Here is a 13,469-nt window from a genome sequence, read left to right on the forward strand (position 1 = left end):
CGGGGGGGCTGGGCGCCTCGCGGGGGTGGCCTCGCTTCTCCTTTATCTCTACGGATTTTCCACCGCTTATCGGGGATTGGATGCCGGGCTTGGCGCGCTGATCCTTTTTGGTGTGGTGCAGATCACCATGTTCGCGGGTGGCCTGCTCAAGTCCGAGCCAATGCCGCCGCGACGATGGATCGGTGCGGGCGTGGCGTTTTCCGGGCTTGCCTGGTTGCTCTGGCCCGGGGGTGGCCCGTCGATCAGCCTCGTGCACGGATTGCTCATGGCGCTTGCCGGTGTCGGCTGGGGGATTTATTCGCTCGCCGGGCAACTTAGTCGCGACGCACTGCAAGGCACTGCGGCCAATTTCATCCTGGCGGCACCTTTGGGGGTCGCGATTGGCCTCTTGCTGCCAACCATGGAACCCACGGTTCTGACCGGGCAGGGGGTGATCCTGTCGATCATCTGCGGTGCTGTGACCTCGGGCATGGGCTATGCGCTTTGGTACAGCGTTTTGCCGTCGCTGGCCTCTTCAGTGGCCGCCGTGGCGCAACTGACCGTTCCGATCATCGCGACGATTGGCGGTATGTTGTTGCTGAGCGAAGAACTGAGCCTTCAGTTTGCCATTGCCACGGTTCTGGTTCTTGGAGGGGTCGCGATCTCGGTGTTGAAACCGCGAAAACCCTGAGCCGCAAGCGCGTCAGTCACGCCAGAAATTGTTCGCCATCGCCACGGTGTTGAAATTCGTCGCCACCACCTGCGAAGACTGGATCAGGTTGGTCGCATCCTCGCCGTAGATCGGGCGCAGCTTGGCCCGGATGGCGTCATCCGGCTGGGTCATCTTGACCGCCATGCGCGAGAGTTTGATCGCTACGGCGTATCCCTCTTCGGGCGTGTCGGTGATCAGTGTGGGTAGCCAGCTCATTGCTTCCTCCATTAAATCGTGTACGATATATTGTTGAGCGATACAAATACGAGCGAATTGCACTTTGGTCAAGAGTTGATATATCGTGCGCGAGGTATTTCCCGACACGCCACAACATCGCCGGTACCCGACATGTCTGACACACCCGATGACCACGATCTGCCCGAGAACGCGGAGGACATGATCTGTTTTGCGCTCTACTCCGCCAGCCATGCGCTTGGGCGGGCCTATCAACCGCTCTTGCGGGATCTCGGTCTGACCTATCCGCAATACATCGCGCTGATGGTGCTGTGGCGGGAAGGGACTGTGCCGGTGGGGACGATCTGCAAACGCATGCGGCTTGATCCTAGCACGGTCACGCCCCTGTTGAAGCGGCTGGAGGGGCTTGGCTTGGTCATGCGTCGCCGGGGGGAAACGGATGAGCGGCAGGTTTTCGTCTCACTCACCGAGGCTGGGTCGGCGTTGCGGGCAAGAGCCCCCGATATCACGCGCTGCATCATTGGCGCGACGGGCAAGGACATGGCTGCGCTGGAGCGGTTGGTGGCCGAGCTTTCCGAACTGAGGGATGCCGTGACCGCGAACACCACCACCTGACAGGTGGCGTCAGAAGCGAATATCGCGGATTTCAAGCTCCACATCGCCCGTCGGTTTTGGCCATTCCACGATGTCGCCGATCTGCGCTTCCATGAGGGCGCGGGCCAGAGGGGAATAGGCGGCGATCAGGCCCCGCGCCGGGTCGGCCTCGTCCTCGCCGACGATGGTGTATTGCGATGTCCGCCCCTCTTCGTCCTCGACTGTCACGGTGGCGCCAAAACTCACATGGGTGACCGTGTCGGGTGGGTGGATCAACTGCGCGCTGGCCAGGCGCGCTTCGACATAGCGCAGATCGCGCTCGGCCACCGCCAGCGGATGCAGATCGTCGAGATGGTCGCGATGATCGCGCAGGCGCGCCACCTCGGCCTCAAGGGCAGCCTGGCGTTCCTGCAATTGAGCGAAGCCCCGGGCGGTCACCAGGTTCGGGTGATCCGACACCGGTAGATCCGGCAGGCGCTGCGGCGTACTGCCGTCGTCTTCCTTGGTGAACGCCTTGTTCATGTCGCCTCCTACCGGATCAGCCGTTCCAACGGATCATAGCGCAACCCGTCGGAAAAGGCGATTTCCGCGAGGCTGTCGGGCTTGAAGCGCAGTCCTGCCATCTCCGCGCGGGTGAAGAAACGGCGGTCGGTGACGATCGCTTCGGGGTCTTGCCATTGCTGGTCGATCGTCCCATCGGTAATCGTGCAGCGAAAGAAGATATCGACCTGATGAAATCCCGTTTCGGGGTCATGAAATTCGTTGATGAGGCAGGGCGCGCCGACCGAGATGGTCAGGCCGGTTTCCTCATGCACTTCGCGGACCAGGTTATCCGGCAGGGATGCGCCCATCTCGGCCCCGCCGCCCGGCGCGCACCACAGATCGCTTGTGCCGTTGGGGTATGCGTTGACCAGAAGCAGGCGGTTTTCCCTGACAATGATCGCGCGTGTGGCAAGGCGTATGGGCATGGCCGGGGTGTTCCGTTACGTGACAAACCCTTTTTTAATGGGCAAATAGCGCGTATCTCAAGGGTATGAAACGATTTGTCGTTGCCCTTTTTTTGATGCTGCCGATGGCGGCGCGTGCCGATTGCGTTGTACTTTTGCATGGATTGGCAAGGACCGAGACGTCGTTTCTGGTCCTGCAGGAAGTGCTTGAGGCCGAAGGATACGACACTTTCGCACCGAGCTATCCGTCCACGGAAAAACGGATCACGAAGCTGGCGGACGAAACGCTGCCCTTTGCCGTGCGGACCTGCGGCGATACGACGGTGCACTTCGTCACCCATTCCATGGGCGGCATCCTGCTCCGGGCGTGGCTGAGGGATAACCGGCCCGAAAAGCTCGGTCGCGTGGTGATGCTGGCCCCGCCCAACCATGGCTCCGAGGTGGTGGATGAACTGGGCGCATTGGACCTGGTGGAGTGGATCAACGGTCCGGCCTTCACGCAGCTGGAAACCGGCCCGGGCGGATTGCCGGAACGGTTGCCGCCGGTGGATTTCGAACTGGGCGTGATCGCAGGAACACGGTCGCTCAACCCCTATTTCTCGACCCTGATCGAGGGGCCGGATGACGGCAAGGTGTCCGTCGCCTCAACCCGCGTCGAGGGCATGGCGGACCACATCGAATTGCCTGTGACCCACACGTTCATGATGAACAATCCGATGGTGCTGGCGCAGATTTCGGCTTTTCTGCGTGACGGCGCGTTTGACCATGATATGGGCATCGGGGAATTGTTCTGGGGTGGCAGTGAATGAACGCAGTTGAAGTGCGACTGGTGGGCGCGCAGGTGCTGATGCCGTGTGGTCTGCGTGACGCGCCGGTGACGTCGGCAGGTGGCATGATTGTCGCGGACGCCCCCGCGCGTGAGGTCGATTTGAGCGGTTTCATGGTGTTGCCCGGTATCGTCGATGCCCATGGCGACGGGTTCGAGCGGCATCTGGCTCCGCGGCGCGGCGCGATGAAGGATCTGGATCAGGGGCTGATCGCGGCGGAGGCCGAACTGGCGGCCAATGGGATCACAACGGCCACGCTGGCGCAGTTCTATAGCTGGGAGGGTGGCATGCGCGGTCCGGAATTCGCGGATCGCGTTTTTGACGGCCTGGCGAAGATAAAGGGCGCGGTAGAGACCGACCTGCGGGTGCAGTTGCGGTTCGAGATACCGATGCTGGACGATTATGCGGCGGTCGAGAAGGTGATTGCCGACCGGCAGATCGGTTATGTCGTGTTCAACGATCATCTGCCGCATGACGCGCTGGAGAAGGGCAAGCGGCCCCCGCGCCTGACCGGGCAGGCGCTCAGGATCGGGCGCAACCCGGAAAAGCACTTGGCGATGATGCAGGCGATGCATGCCCGACGGGCGGAGGTTGGCCCGGCGGTGGACCGGCTTGCCGCCGTCCTTGCCGCGCAAAATGTGTTGATGGGCAGCCATGATGACCGGACGGCAGACGAGCGCCACGCATGGCGCGCGCGGGGCGCGGGCATTACCGAGTTTCCCGAAACCATGGAGGCCGCCGAAGAGGCGCGGGCAGGGGGCGATGCGATCATTATGGGCGCGCCCAACGTCGTCCGGGGCGGGTCGCATAACGGCAATGTCAGCGCGGTCGAGATGGTCATGATGGGGTTGGTGGATGCGCTGGCGTCGGATTACCACTATCCGTCCCTGCGGCGGGCGGCGTTCCTTCTGGCGGATGGGGGCGTGACGGACCTAGCCGGGGCGTGGGCGTTGATTTCGAGCGGCCCCGCGAAACTGCTTGGCTTGCCGGATCGTGGCGAGATTTCCAAAGACAAGCGCGCCGATCTCGTGGTGCTGGATGCGGCCACACGCCGGGTTGCGGCGACCTTCGCGGGCGGACGGGTCAGTTACATGTCCGGCGAGGTTGCCGCCCGGTTTATCAGATAACCAAATTGAGCGCGCTGCCGCGCGCACCGGTTCACCTCGGCCCCGCCTTCCGGCGGGCGCCTCAGCATTTGGCGCTCTGATCTGAACGGGGTGTCGGTGTTTCAGGTTTTGGAGACGATCCGGTTCACGTGACCCATTTTGCGTCCCGGTTTGGCGTCAGTCTTGCCGTAGAGGTGCAGAGAGGCGGTCGGATCCCTGGAGATTTCAGGGATGCGGTCGATGTCGTCGCCGATCAGGTTTTCCATGACCACGTCGCTGTACCGGCTGCCATCGCCGAGGGGCCAACCCGCGACGGCGCGGATATGCTGCTCGAACTGATCGACGGAGCAGCCCTGTTGTGTCCAGTGGCCGGAATTGTGCACGCGCGGGGCGATTTCGTTGACGATCAGGCCCTGGGGCGTCACGAAAAGTTCCACCCCCATCACGCCGATATAGTCAAGCTTGTTGAGGATCTTGCCGGTCAGCAGCACCGCATCGGTCCGTTGCGCGCCGCTGAGCCGTGCAGGCAGGGTCGTGGTGCGCAGGATGCCGCCTTCGTGGACGTTTTCACCGGGGTCGAAGCAGGACACATCGCCCGCCGGATTGCGCGCGCCGATGACCGAAACCTCGTGGGTGAAATTCACGAAGCCTTCGAGGATCGCGGGCGCACCGGCCATATCCGCAAGCGCCTTGTCGGCATCCGCTTCGGTCATGATCCGGGCCTGACCCTTGCCGTCATACCCGAAACGGCGGGTCTTGAGGATCGCGGGCAGGCCGATTTCGTCCATGGCTTCGGCAAGGTCGGTGGCGTCGTCGATCGCGGCAAAAGGCGCGGTCTTTAGTCCGAGATCGTTCAGAAACGCCTTTTCCACAAGGCGGTCCTGACTTACGCGCAGGGCCATGCGGTCGGGGCGTACCGGTTTGAGCTCTTCGAGCAGGTCGAGCGCGGAGGTCGGGATGTTTTCGAACTCGTAGGTGATGACGTCGACGCTGCTTGCGAATTTGCGCAGAGCGTCTTCATCTTCGTAACCAGCCTGGAAATGGTAGTTCGCCACATGGCTTGCGGGGCAATCGCCACCGGGCTCGAAGATGCAGGTTTTGAAGCCGAGGCGGGATGCGGCGACCGAGAGCATGCGGCCCAGCTGGCCCCCGCCCAGGATGCCGATTGTGGCACCGGTTGTCAGCGGATCAGTCATCTTGCGGCTCGTCGGGAATGGAGGCGGAAAGGGCGGTGCGCCAATCGTCGAGCCGTTCGGCCAGGGCTGCGTCCGACGTGGCCAGAATTGCGGCGGCCATCAGCCCGGCATTGGCCGCACCGGCCGCACCGATGGCCATTGTGGCGACCGGAAAGCCCTTGGGCATCTGGAGAATGGAGTAAAGGCTGTCGACGCCGGAAAGCGCCTTGGTCTGGACCGGCACGCCGATCACCGGGACACGGGTCTTCGATGCCATCATGCCCGGCAAATGCGCCGCCCCGCCAGCGCCGGCAATGATTGCCTTGAGGCCGCGATCCGCAGCGGTTTTGCCATAGTCCCAGAGCCGGTCCGGGGTCCGGTGCGCCGAAACGATCTTGGTCTCATAGGCCACACCCAATTCATCCAGGATTTCCGCGGCTGCGCGCATGGTGCTCCAGTCCGACTGACTGCCCATGATGATCCCAACCTGTAGCTCTGTCATATCCCGCCCTTTAGCAATGAAGCGCGCACTATAGCGATCCTTTCAAAGAGTTCTACTGCTAAGATTGTCGCCGCTTGCGGTGGCCATTTCGGGGAAAACCGGCGTAGGATGCGTCACGATCATGCGGCACCCACCCCGGGGGAGAAAATGAAGAAACTATCAGATTATACCGGATCGAATCGCGATGTGTGGGATGCCTCTGCGGCGGCGTTCGAGGGCAAGGAAGAGTGGCAGGAGATGGTTGAGGCGCTCAAATCGGGTGGGTTCTCCGATTTCGATCAGACCATGACGCAGACGTTGCAGGGCCTCGGTATCAAAGGGCGCCGCGCGGTGCAGATCGGCTGCAATAACGGGCGCGAATTGCTGTCATTGCCATCGCTTGGTGCGGTGCCCGCCCTTGGGATCGATATCTCCGAGAAGTTCCTCGACCAGGCGCGGCGGCTTGCGCAGATCGCCGGGTCCGATTGCCGGTTCTTGCGTGCCGACATCTACGAGTTGCCCGGCGATGTTCCGGCCGATTTCGATCTTGGGCTGATAACCATTGGCGTTCTGAACTGGATGCCGGATATCGGGCGTTTCTTCGACGTGGTCGCAGGGCTTCTTGGTCCGGATGGCATTCTGGTGATCTATGAAACCCATCCCGTCATGGAAATGTTCGACCCGGAGGCCGAAGACCCGTTCACCCCGTCACGGTCCTATTTCGACAAGACGCCCGAAAGCTGGTCCGAGACGATCACCTATGACGGATCGCCCGGTGAGCCGGGGCCGACCTCCTACTGGTTCACGCATGGGCTGGGCGAGATTGTCACGGCTTGCGTGCAGGCGGGGCTGATTGTTGAGCAACTGCGCGAGCACTCACATTCAAACCGTGAGGTCGAGTATGACATTTACGAAGGGCGTGAGGCGCAGATACCGATGTGTTTCACCCTCGTGGCGCGCAAGCCGGGGTGATCTGCCTCAGGCGATGATATCCGGAATGAGCCGGTCTTCGATTGCGGCGATGATGTCCTTGAGGCGCAGTTTCTGCTGCTTGAGCCGTTTGATCGTCAGCGGATCGCGCGCGCCCTTTTCTTCAAGCGCGCAGATCGCCTCATCCAGGTCACGATGCTGGCGGCGAAACTCTTCGAGTTCCACGCGCAGAACCTCTTCGGATTTCATGGATAAATCGCGATAGGCGTTCATCTGGGGACGTTTCCTTGGCACCTTCGGAACCAATATAGACTTTAACCACGCTTTCGCAAAGCCCTTGCGCCGCACATGCTTAATCCCCATATTTACCATAACCGGTTGCCAAAAAGGGGCCGTGTTGATGGACTGTCGCTTAACGCCAAGGACGTGTCGATGACAAAACTAAGCCTGGGGTCGCACCCTTACATGCTGGGGTTTGAACAGCTTGAACGCTTGCTGGAACGCAGCGCAAAATCCGGCAACGAAGGGTATCCGCCCTTCAATATCGAGCAAACTTCGCAGAACTCTTATCGGATTACGCTGGCCGTGGCCGGTTTTGGCGAAGATGACCTGTCGATCACTGTCGAAGACAGACAATTGGTGATCCGGGGACGTCAGAACGACGATGGTGAAAACCGCGTGTTTTTGCATCGCGGGATTGCCGCCCGCCAGTTTCAGCGGTCCTTTGTCCTGGCCGATGGCGTCGAGGTGGGTGATGCCATCATCGAAAATGGGCTGTTGCACGTGGATTTGACCCGCGCGCAGCCCGAGACGGTGGTGCAAACGATAAAGATCAAGAAGGGGTAAGAGTATGGATGCGAAATACGATTTTGGCGCCGAGGCGAGCCAGCCGATTGTCTATGTCCGCGCGGTGAATGTCGCGGACCTTCCCGAAGAGATGCGCGAGCAGGCGATGGGGCATGAGATCCTTTACGCGGTTCATTCCGCCGAAGGGGAGCGCCTTGCGCTGGTCCGCGACAGGTCGCTTGCCTTTGTACTGGCACGGCAGAACGACATGGAACCGGTCGCCGTTCACTAAGGACGGGCCACGTTTTCCCTGTCCCTGAGGAGGGGCGCTGGGCCGCCCCGTTTGTATTGCATTAACTTCGACGCTAGCATGTTTGGCATTCAGGTCTGAGAGGATCGCAAAGAGTGTCAAAATCAATTGTGATCTGTTGCGACGGTACGGGCAACGAGATCAAAGAGCATCAATCCAACGTCCTCAAGTTCTTTCGTATCTTGGCAAAGGACGAAAAACAGGTTGTCTATTACGACCCCGGTGTCGGCACGATCAGCGACAGCGGCGCCTGGTCGGTCTTCAAGACCAAGGCCAAGGGCGTGTTTGGCCTGCTGACCGGGTATGGCCTCGATCACAACATTCTCGAAGCCTACCGGTTCATCGTCAACAACTACGCCGAGGGCGACAAGATCTACCTGCTGGGGTTCAGCCGGGGGGCTTATACCATCCGCGTGCTGGCCGGTTTCATGAACCTTGTCGGCATCCTGCCCAAGGAACAGGACAACCTCTGCGGCTATGCGCTCACGGCATATAAGCAGGCCAGCGAGAAGGACGATTTCAAGATCGCCTGGCGCTTTCACCGGGTGTTGCAGACGACCTATGCGCCGATCCGGTTCATGGGGTGTTGGGACACGGTCGGGTCGGTTATCATCCCGCGCCGGGACCGGTTTTACATCCCCTCGCTCGAAACGCTGCCCTACACGATGACGAACCCATCGGTGCAGTGTTTTCGCCATGCCATGGCCATTGACGAGCGGCGGCGCATGTTCCGGCTGGTCCCGTGGAAGGAACCGCAGGAATACAAGCCCAACCCCTTCGCCAAAGAGGCCGAGATCACCGCGCAGGACATCAAGCAGGTCTGGTTCTCGGGCGTGCATTCCGACATTGGCGGCGGGTATCCCGAGGCTGAAAGCGGCGCGGCCAAGATCGTGCTGCAATGGATGATGGACGAAGCCGCCGAACAAGGCTTGAGGTTTCGGCCCGAGCTGCCGGATCTTCTGGTCCTGGGCAAGAACCCCGATGACAGCAGCTTTGCCTATAGCGCGCCGGACCCGACGGCGGATTTGCACGATTCCATGAGTTGGGCATGGCGCATCCTCGAGTTTCTGCCGAAACGCGCGCGGCGGATCGAGTGGCCAGCGCGGAAAGCGTTCCTCGGTGCCTATCTGCCCCGGTCCGAGCCGCGCTTTGTCGATCCGCAGACCGAGATCCACCCCAGTGTGACCGAACGTTTCGTGGCCCGGGCGGATTACCGGCCCGAAAACCTGCCACCACGGGACTGAGGCGCGGCAGTTATCCGGTGCAAAGACGCGCGCGCCGGTCCGATCTTTGGATATACCTTGTGATTGAACGGCCGGCGGCGTATGTCTGCCGCCACAAACCCCCTCATAGTGGCCAGTTGATGAGCGAGAAACCCACCCCCTTTGCCAGTCGCGCGACCGACACGCTGATCGGACTTGCGATGTATGCGCCGATTGCGTTGGCACGGGTCTTTCCCTACCGGCTCCGTATCCCGCTCGTCGGGTGGCTCACATCGCGGCTCGTTGCGCCAATTGCGGGTTATGACAAGCGGGTGCGCGAAAACCTGGCCCATGTGCTGCCCGACCTGCCCGAGGCCGAGGTGCGTCGCCTGATGCGCGCGGTTCCGGACAATGCCGGGCGCAACATGATCGAGCTTTTTTCGCACCGTGAGTTTTCCGAACGGACCCGGCATTCGCGGGTTTTCGGCCCCGGCATGGACACGATCAAGAAGGCGCAGGCCGATGGCCGTCCGATCATCTTCGTGACCGGCCATTTCGGCAGTTTCAATGCCGCCCGTGTCGCCATGATCGAGCAGGGGTTCGAGATGGGCGTGTTCTACCGCTCCATGCACAACGCGTGGTTCAACAAACGCTACACGGCGGCCATGGGGGCGCTATCGCAGCCGATGTTCGAACAGGGTCGACGCGGCATGATGCAGATGGTCAAACATCTCCGCTCTGGTGGGGTTTTGGCCATCCTGACCGACCTTAATGCTCATGACGGCGTGCCGCTGAAGTTCTTTGGCAAGCCCGCCATGTCGCCCTTGGCGACCGCCGAGCTTGCGTTGAAATTTGACGCGCCGCTGGTGCCGACCTGGGGGATACGGGCGGAGAACGGTCTGGATTTTGATATTCTGGTGGAAGAGCCGGTGGCGCCCACGGATGCCGTGACCATGACGCAAGAGGTCAACGACCGGCTTGAAGCGCAGGTGCGTGAGCGCATGGAGCAGTGGTTCTGGATCCACCGCCGCTGGAAGGATGGCACCGGTCCTTTGGCCGACCGTGGCGCGCAGCAGTTGAGCGAGCGTCAGAAGGGCTGAGGCTTTCGCCGGTCAGAGCGGTGGCCAGATGCCATATTCTCGATGCAAAAGCTCCGCGCAGGCGCGATTGGCCTGATCCCGAGTTCGGCCGGAAATCACCGCGTGTTGCAGCTCATGCGCATCATCGAACGCGAGCCGCATGCCGTCCCGCGCGGCATCAGCCAGTTTGATCGCTATCCCGCGCCGTGCCAGGTGGCCCGAAAGCCAGATATCATCGACGGGCCACGCGGTCTCGGGCGGGGTCAGGTCGGGCGCTGCCAGCCAGTCGGGATCAACCAAGACGCCCGAAAAACCCTGCGCAATATCGACCTCACCCGTTCTGGCATGGGAACGTCGGCCCAGCCGGTCCACGGTGAACCCTGATGCTGCCACGGCAACACCTCTTTCCCTTGAGCGGAGCAGTGCAGCGGCCCAACCGGGCGGCATCAGCCAGTCATCATCGCAGTAGATCAGCGGGCTGTCCGTGTCCGACAAGGCATGTGCCGCCGGAAGGATCTTTGTCGCCGGGCCATGATCGACGTCGGACCAGAGCAGGCGGACACCATCCGGTAACGCAGGGGCCTCGACCTTGCCGGGAAACCTCCGATAGGCACGGGGCAGACACAGGATGATTTCCGCGGGCGCCGGATCCTGGGCCAGAAGGCTGTGCAACACCGGACCAAGCCGGGGGAAACGCGGTGGAATGGAGGTGAGCGAGATGGCGTACATCCCTTGTCCATACAGCATCCAGCGCCGGATCGGGATGTTTCCTGAGTGGACCCTGCTCACAAAAACGGGCCGCCCTGAAAAGGACGGCCCGCCTGCAGTTGGTTAAAGCGCCGGGGACTAACCTGCGATCAGCCCCATCTGCTCCAGTTTCAGGATGACCTGATGGGCGCAGTTATCGACATCGACATTCTCGGTCTCGACGCTGAGTTCGGGGCTTTCCGGCACGTCATAAGGGTCTGAAATCCCTGTGAATTCCTTGATCTTTCCTTCGCGCGCCAGCTTGTAGAGGCCCTTGCGGTCGCGGCGTTCACATTCCTCGATCGACGTGGCCACGTGCACCTCGACGAAGGCACCAAAGGCTTCGATATCCTCGCGTACCGCCCGGCGGGTGGTGGCATAGGGGGCGATGGGCGCGCAGATGGCGATGCCGCCGTTCTTGGTGATCTCGCTGGCGACATAGCCAATGCGACGGATGTTGAGGTCGCGGTGCTCCTTGGAGAAGCCAAGCTCGGAGCTGAGGTTCTTCCGCACGATGTCGCCATCAAGCAGCGTGACCGGACGGCCGCCCATTTCCATCAGCTTGACCATCAGGGCGTTGGCGATCGTCGATTTCCCCGAGCCTGAGAAGCCGGTGAAGAAGACGGTAAAGCCTTGCTTGGACCGCGGCGGACGGGTGCGGCGCAACTCCTTGACCACTTCGGGGAAGCTGAACCATTCGGGGATCTCAAGACCCTCGGCCAGACGGCGGCGCAGCTCGGTGCCCGAGATGTTGAGGATCGTGACATTGTCCTTGTCGGCGATCTCGTCATTCGGCTCGTACTGGGCGCGTTCCTGCACATAGACCATGTGTTTGAAATCGACCATTTCGCAACCGATCTCGGACTGGTTCTCGCGATAGAGGTCCTGCGCGTCGTAGGGGCCATAGAAGTCCTCACCGGCGGAGTTCTTGCCGGGGCCGGCGTGGTCGCGACCGACGATGAAATGGGTGCAACCATGGTTGGCGCGGATCAGCCCGTGCCAGACCGCCTCGCGTGGACCTGCCATGCGCATCGCCAGGTTCAGAAGGCTCATCGTGGTGGTCGAGCCGGGGTACTTGTCGAGCACCGCCTCGTAGCAGCGCACGCGGGTGAAGTGATCGACGTCGCCCGGTTTGGTCATACCCACGACCGGATGGATCAACAGGTTGGCCTGCGCTTCCTTGGCGGCGCGGAAGGTCAGTTCCTGATGCGCGCGGTGCAGCGGGTTGCGGGTCTGGAAGGCCACGACCTTGCGCCAGCCCAGTTTGCGGAAATAGGCGCGCAGCTCGTTCGGCGTGTCGCGGCGGCCGCGGAAATCGTAGTGCACGGGCTGCTGGATGCCGGTGACCGGCCCGCCGAGATAGACATTGCCCGCGGTGTTGTGCAGGTAGTTGACCGCCGGGTGGGCATCGTCATCAGCACCAAAGACCTTCTCGGCTTCATGCGCCTTGTTAGGGGTCCAGTTGTCGGTCACGGTCATCGTGGCAAGGATCACGCCTTCCTGATCGCGCAGGGCGATGTCTTGACCCTCTTCCAGACCTTCGGCGAATTTTTCCGAGACATCGAGGGTGATCGGCATCGGCCAGAGCGTGCCGTCAGCGAGGCGCATGTTGTCGACAACGCCGTTGTAATCCTCTTCGCTGAGGAAGCCCTTGAGCGGGTTGAAGCCGCCATTCATCAGCAGTTCGAGGTCACAGATCTGCCGCGGGGTCAGATCCCAGCTTACCAGGTCGGCCGCTTCGACCTTCAGTTTCTGGGCGCTTTCGTAGGAAACATAAAGCTCGGGGATGGGGGTAAGATTGTTCTGCAAGAGACTGGTCCTGTGTTTGAGGGGGACAAGGTTACTGGCGGTGCCGGTCAGTTCGGCATGAAGCGCGTCATATTCTGCAAGTTTGCGCGCAAGGAATTGATCGGTGAGACGTACTTTTTCCGCGGCGCCCTTTGGCGTCAGGGCATAGGCAAAGCGTTGGCGGCGGTCGTCGCCCTTACGCTCGCTGATCTTGATGAACCCCGCGTCGGCCGCCGCGCGAAGTTGCGCGTTCAGGCCACCGAGAGATACCCCAAGCGCCGCCGCCGTCGCCCGCTGCGACGCATCCGGCGCCAGATCGAGCTGGCGCAGAAGGCGGAAGAGATGATCGCTCTCCGGCAGGTTGGCTTTGGGGTCAATCGAATTCATTATACGCGACTCAAAGTATGTTCACGCGTGAACACATGTCACATCGCCGGGATTTCCGAAAGCCCAAATTTGAAGGGCAACAGAGTGTTTCAGAACTGTGGCCAGTGGGTCACGCTGCGATGATGTTAGTGTCTCTTGGAATAAGGTGCGGGCGGAGGAATTGACCTGACTGACGTCTGCGTTACTGCCGCAGAAAACGCGCGCACGTACGGCACGGGGAACTA

17 protein-coding genes are annotated in these 13,469 nt (G+C 61.4%); 9 read left to right on the forward strand and 8 right to left on the reverse strand.

The window, feature by feature from the left end; translation table 11 throughout:
- Window positions 1–670, forward strand: a 670-nt coding sequence (locus RBB29_RS21020) for a DMT family transporter (protein ID WP_306121217.1), incomplete at its 5' end; no start/stop codon positions are given.
- A 12-nt stretch (window positions 671–682) separates the two neighbouring features.
- Here RBB29_RS21020 and RBB29_RS21025 read toward each other — a convergent pair.
- Window positions 683–907 carry a hexameric tyrosine-coordinated heme protein gene (locus RBB29_RS21025; RefSeq protein WP_306116839.1) on the reverse strand — a complete coding sequence of 75 codons (225 nt, stop codon included), beginning with the start codon at window positions 905–907 and terminating at the stop codon, window positions 683–685.
- Between the two features lie 132 nt (window positions 908–1,039).
- On the opposite strand from RBB29_RS21025, the gene RBB29_RS21030 reads away from it, so the two are divergent.
- Window positions 1,040–1,501 (forward strand): MarR family winged helix-turn-helix transcriptional regulator, encoded by a 462-nt coding sequence (locus tag RBB29_RS21030; RefSeq protein ID WP_306116838.1) that lies wholly within the window; start codon window positions 1,040–1,042, stop codon window positions 1,499–1,501.
- Window positions 1,502–1,510: 9 nt separating this feature from the next.
- On the opposite strand, the gene RBB29_RS21035 is transcribed toward RBB29_RS21030, so the two are convergent.
- Together RBB29_RS21035 and RBB29_RS21040 are read right to left on the reverse strand one after the other, a co-directional pair.
- Window positions 1,511–2,002 carry a GreA/GreB family elongation factor gene (locus tag RBB29_RS21035; RefSeq protein WP_306116837.1) on the reverse strand — a complete coding sequence of 164 codons (492 nt, stop codon included), beginning with the start codon at window positions 2,000–2,002 and terminating at the stop codon, window positions 1,511–1,513.
- Between the two features lie 8 nt (window positions 2,003–2,010).
- Complete coding sequence (locus RBB29_RS21040) at window positions 2,011–2,448, reverse strand: NUDIX hydrolase (protein ID WP_306116836.1); 438 nt, start codon at window positions 2,446–2,448, stop codon at window positions 2,011–2,013.
- A 65-nt stretch (window positions 2,449–2,513) separates the two neighbouring features.
- On the opposite strand from RBB29_RS21040, the gene RBB29_RS21045 reads away from it, so the two are divergent.
- Entirely contained in the window at window positions 2,514–3,236 is a 723-nt protein-coding gene (locus RBB29_RS21045) for an alpha/beta fold hydrolase (RefSeq protein WP_306116835.1), read from the forward strand.
- On the forward strand, window positions 3,233–4,381 hold the full coding sequence (locus RBB29_RS21050) for an alpha-D-ribose 1-methylphosphonate 5-triphosphate diphosphatase (RefSeq protein ID WP_306116834.1): 1,149 nt from the start codon (window positions 3,233–3,235) through the stop codon (window positions 4,379–4,381). The genes RBB29_RS21045 and RBB29_RS21050 overlap by 4 nt, the downstream gene beginning before the upstream one ends.
- Before the next feature lie 101 nt (window positions 4,382–4,482).
- On the opposite strand, the gene RBB29_RS21055 is transcribed toward RBB29_RS21050, so the two are convergent.
- Both RBB29_RS21055 and purE read right to left on the reverse strand, forming a co-directional pair.
- The gene (locus RBB29_RS21055) at window positions 4,483–5,556 is read right to left on the reverse strand and encodes a 5-(carboxyamino)imidazole ribonucleotide synthase (protein ID WP_306116833.1); all 1,074 of its coding nucleotides are present in this window, start codon (window positions 5,554–5,556) and stop codon (window positions 4,483–4,485) included.
- Entirely contained in the window at window positions 5,549–6,037 is a 489-nt protein-coding gene (gene purE / locus RBB29_RS21060; RefSeq protein WP_306116832.1) for a 5-(carboxyamino)imidazole ribonucleotide mutase, read from the reverse strand. The genes RBB29_RS21055 and purE overlap by 8 nt, the downstream gene beginning before the upstream one ends.
- A gap of 147 nt (window positions 6,038–6,184) precedes the next feature.
- Here purE and RBB29_RS21065 point away from each other — a divergent pair, with 147 nt between their 5' ends.
- Window positions 6,185–6,988: a bifunctional 2-polyprenyl-6-hydroxyphenol methylase/3-demethylubiquinol 3-O-methyltransferase UbiG gene (locus RBB29_RS21065; protein WP_306116831.1), complete on the forward strand. Its 804-nt coding sequence runs from the start codon at window positions 6,185–6,187 to the stop codon at window positions 6,986–6,988.
- A 6-nt stretch (window positions 6,989–6,994) separates the two neighbouring features.
- Here RBB29_RS21065 and RBB29_RS21070 read toward each other — a convergent pair whose 3' ends face one another.
- Window positions 6,995–7,219: a YdcH family protein gene (locus tag RBB29_RS21070; protein ID WP_306116830.1), complete on the reverse strand. Its 225-nt coding sequence runs from the start codon at window positions 7,217–7,219 to the stop codon at window positions 6,995–6,997.
- A gap of 159 nt (window positions 7,220–7,378) precedes the next feature.
- Between RBB29_RS21070 and RBB29_RS21075 the strand changes: the two genes are divergently transcribed.
- The 4 genes from RBB29_RS21075 to RBB29_RS21090 all read left to right on the forward strand — a co-directional run bounded on the left by RBB29_RS21075 (window position 7,379) and on the right by RBB29_RS21090 (window position 10,344).
- Window positions 7,379–7,792 carry an Hsp20 family protein gene (locus RBB29_RS21075; RefSeq protein WP_306116829.1) on the forward strand — a complete coding sequence of 138 codons (414 nt, stop codon included), beginning with the start codon at window positions 7,379–7,381 and terminating at the stop codon, window positions 7,790–7,792.
- Window positions 7,793–7,796: 4 nt separating this feature from the next.
- Window positions 7,797–8,024 (forward strand): DUF1150 family protein, encoded by a 228-nt coding sequence (locus RBB29_RS21080; RefSeq protein ID WP_306116828.1) that lies wholly within the window; start codon window positions 7,797–7,799, stop codon window positions 8,022–8,024.
- 113 nt (window positions 8,025–8,137) lie between these two features.
- Window positions 8,138–9,286 (forward strand): DUF2235 domain-containing protein, encoded by a 1,149-nt coding sequence (locus RBB29_RS21085; protein WP_306116827.1) that lies wholly within the window; start codon window positions 8,138–8,140, stop codon window positions 9,284–9,286.
- Between the two features lie 119 nt (window positions 9,287–9,405).
- Entirely contained in the window at window positions 9,406–10,344 is a 939-nt protein-coding gene (locus tag RBB29_RS21090; RefSeq protein ID WP_306116826.1) for a lysophospholipid acyltransferase family protein, read from the forward strand.
- Window positions 10,345–10,356: 12 nt separating this feature from the next.
- Here RBB29_RS21090 and RBB29_RS21095 read toward each other — a convergent pair whose 3' ends face one another.
- Both RBB29_RS21095 and RBB29_RS21100 read right to left on the reverse strand, forming a co-directional pair.
- Window positions 10,357–11,052 carry a hypothetical protein gene (locus tag RBB29_RS21095; RefSeq protein ID WP_306121218.1) on the reverse strand — a complete coding sequence of 232 codons (696 nt, stop codon included), beginning with the start codon at window positions 11,050–11,052 and terminating at the stop codon, window positions 10,357–10,359.
- Between the two features lie 117 nt (window positions 11,053–11,169).
- Window positions 11,170–13,245, reverse strand: coding sequence for a bifunctional sulfate adenylyltransferase/adenylylsulfate kinase (locus tag RBB29_RS21100; protein WP_306116824.1), 2,076 nt, complete (start codon window positions 13,243–13,245; stop codon window positions 11,170–11,172).
- Window positions 13,246–13,469: the final 224 nt, after the last annotated feature.

It is taken from the genome of Roseovarius sp. MMSF_3359, assembly GCF_030733385.1.
GTDB lineage: Bacteria > Pseudomonadota > Alphaproteobacteria > Rhodobacterales > Rhodobacteraceae > Roseovarius.

Coding starts and splice junctions, on each gene's coding strand:
- RBB29_RS21100 (WP_306116824.1), bottom strand. CDS start 13,245: ATGAATTCGATTGACCCCAAAGCCAACCTGCCGGAGAGCGATCATCTC.
- RBB29_RS21050 (WP_306116834.1), top strand. CDS start 3,233: ATGAACGCAGTTGAAGTGCGACTGGTGGGCGCGCAGGTGCTGATGCCG.
- RBB29_RS21025 (WP_306116839.1), bottom strand. CDS start 907: ATGAGCTGGCTACCCACACTGATCACCGACACGCCCGAAGAGGGATAC.
- RBB29_RS21070 (WP_306116830.1), bottom strand. CDS start 7,219: ATGAACGCCTATCGCGATTTATCCATGAAATCCGAAGAGGTTCTGCGC.
- RBB29_RS21030 (WP_306116838.1), top strand. CDS start 1,040: ATGTCTGACACACCCGATGACCACGATCTGCCCGAGAACGCGGAGGAC.
- RBB29_RS21040 (WP_306116836.1), bottom strand. CDS start 2,448: ATGCCCATACGCCTTGCCACACGCGCGATCATTGTCAGGGAAAACCGC.
- RBB29_RS21095 (WP_306121218.1), bottom strand. CDS start 11,052: ATGTACGCCATCTCGCTCACCTCCATTCCACCGCGTTTCCCCCGGCTT.
- RBB29_RS21080 (WP_306116828.1), top strand. CDS start 7,797: ATGGATGCGAAATACGATTTTGGCGCCGAGGCGAGCCAGCCGATTGTC.
- RBB29_RS21065 (WP_306116831.1), top strand. CDS start 6,185: ATGAAGAAACTATCAGATTATACCGGATCGAATCGCGATGTGTGGGAT.
- RBB29_RS21045 (WP_306116835.1), top strand. CDS start 2,514: ATGAAACGATTTGTCGTTGCCCTTTTTTTGATGCTGCCGATGGCGGCG.
- RBB29_RS21055 (WP_306116833.1), bottom strand. CDS start 5,556: ATGACTGATCCGCTGACAACCGGTGCCACAATCGGCATCCTGGGCGGG.
- RBB29_RS21090 (WP_306116826.1), top strand. CDS start 9,406: ATGAGCGAGAAACCCACCCCCTTTGCCAGTCGCGCGACCGACACGCTG.
- RBB29_RS21075 (WP_306116829.1), top strand. CDS start 7,379: ATGACAAAACTAAGCCTGGGGTCGCACCCTTACATGCTGGGGTTTGAA.
- purE (WP_306116832.1), bottom strand. CDS start 6,037: ATGACAGAGCTACAGGTTGGGATCATCATGGGCAGTCAGTCGGACTGG.
- RBB29_RS21035 (WP_306116837.1), bottom strand. CDS start 2,002: ATGAACAAGGCGTTCACCAAGGAAGACGACGGCAGTACGCCGCAGCGC.